The sequence below is a fragment of the Pseudomonas sp. PGPR40 genome (genome assembly GCF_022014505.1).
In the GTDB taxonomy this organism is placed as follows: domain Bacteria; phylum Pseudomonadota; class Gammaproteobacteria; order Pseudomonadales; family Pseudomonadaceae; genus Aquipseudomonas.
The window spans coordinates 1-1,923 of the sequence record NZ_JAKLSP010000067.1 but is presented as its reverse complement, the minus strand read 5'-3'; the positions used below and the strand labels follow the sequence as shown (position 1 = coordinate 1,923).

The following is a 1,923-nucleotide window of genomic DNA, read 5'->3' as shown; positions in this document are numbered from 1 at the left end:
GTGCGCCAGGCATGGCGCGTAGCGCCGTGACTGGCGCTGTTCAGCTCATTATGGTGATGAGTTGGATGACTTGGAGGTGGAAGTCCTCTACACACCCGGCAAGGGGAAGTGTTAGCCGAAGGCAAGGGTGTCGCGGGCGACTGCGAATCTGAAGGAAGCCTTAGGCAAAATGCTGGCCTGACGAACAGGAAGCGGATGAGGCGGCGTAGCGGGGTGAGATGGCCATAATCATCAAAGCCCAATACTTGCACGGAACGCTACGACGTATATCCGACAGGCATAAGCAGGAAGGTCGCGCGAATTACCCTGGGAGATCTGCACGTTTGCCAGTGTGCTACCGAGCGCCGCGAGGCGACGGGATGAGCGTGCAGAAGTCAGCCGAGGCCGTAGTAAGTGGCAAGTAACTCTGCCACCAAGGGCCGAACAGGTTATGCCGCCAGTAGGCGTCAGAGTCTCGTCGAATACCGAAATGCAGAAATTTCTCCCAGAGAAGACTGTTACTCCGAGTCCCGGACTGAATCCGAGGATGACGGCTGACAGCGCACAGGTATCGACGGCGTCTGTGACGTGGACGAACGCGGAGCCGGACACGCTGATGGAGCGGGTGCTTGCACCCGCCAACCTCAAGCGTGCGTATCACCGCGTAGTCAGCAACAAGGGCGCGCCAGGTGCCGATGGCATGACGGTCGACGAATTGGCGGGCTACGTGAAACAGTATTGGCCGATTCTCAAGGCTCGGTTACTGGCCGGCGAGTATCACCCGCAAGGTGTACGCGCCGTCGACATTCCCAAGCCCAAAGGCGGGACAAGACAGCTGGGTATCCCCAGCGTCGTGGACCGTTTGATCCAGCAAGCGCTGCTGCAACAGCTCACGCCGATCTTCGATCCTCTGTTCTCGGACTACAGCTACGGCTTCCGCCCGGGCAGAAGCGCTCACCAAGCCATCGAAACAGCCCGCGCCCATGTGGCGGCGGGACACCGCTGGTGTGTGGAACTCGATTTGGAGAAGTTCTTTGATCGGGTCAACCACGATGTACTGATGGCGTACGTAGCGCGTCAAATCGAGGACAAACGTGCGCTCAGACTGATCCGCCGTTATCTCGAGGCCGGTGTGATGTCGGGCGGGATCGCCAGTCGACGGCAGGAGGGGACGCCGCAAGGCGGCCCGCTCTCGCCGTTGCTGTCGAACATCCTGCTCAACGAACTCGACCGCGAGCTGACACGACGGGGGCACCGTTTCGTGCGCTATGCCGATGATGCGAACATCTATGTGCGTAGTCATCGTGCAGGTGAGCGAGTGATGGCCGGTGTCGAGCGCTTCCTGAGGCGGCGTCTGAAACTGTCGCTGAATCGGGAAAAGAGCCGCGTGGTGCGGCCTTGGGTCTGCGATTATCTGGGTTACGGGATGAGCTGGCACGAACAGCCGAGGCTGCGAGTGGCGACAATGAGCCTGGATCGCTTGCGTGACCGACTCAGAGAGCTGCTGCGCGGGGCGCGGGGCCACAAGATGGCGAATGTCATCAAGCGGATAAACCCTGTGCTGCGCGGTTGGGCTGGCTACTTCAAACTTAGTCAGAGCAAGCGACCCCTTGAGGAGCTGGACGGGTGGGTGCGGCATAAACTTCGCTGTGTCATCTGGCGCCAATGGAAGCAACCCTCTACGAGGGTAGGCAACTTGATGCGTTTGGGGCTTGGCGAAGCACGCGCCTGTAAATCAGCCTTCAATGGTCGCGGCCCATGGTGGAACTCGGGGGCGCCTCATATGAATCAGGCGTTACCGAAGAAACTGTGGGATCAGCTAGGGTTGATCTCAATACTGGATACGATAAACCGGCTTAGCCGCATAGCCTGAACCGCCGTATACGGAACCGTACGTACGGTGGTGTGAGAGGACGGCGGATGTAAATCCGCCTCCTACTCGAT

At 59.5% G+C, this 1,923-nt stretch carries 1 protein-coding gene; it reads left to right on the top strand.

What is annotated here, in order from left to right; translation table 11 throughout:
- The first annotated feature begins 430 nt into the window (after window positions 1–430).
- Window positions 431–1,852: a group II intron reverse transcriptase/maturase gene (gene ltrA / locus MEB48_RS28970; RefSeq protein ID WP_237887121.1), complete on the top strand. Its 1,422-nt coding sequence runs from the start codon at window positions 431–433 to the stop codon at window positions 1,850–1,852.
- Window positions 1,853–1,923: the final 71 nt, after the last annotated feature.

Bases quoted from the DNA above. Each gene is read 5' to 3' on its own strand.
- ltrA (WP_237887121.1), top strand. From the start codon at position 431: ATGCCGCCAGTAGGCGTCAGAGTCTCGTCGAATACCGAAATGCAGAAA.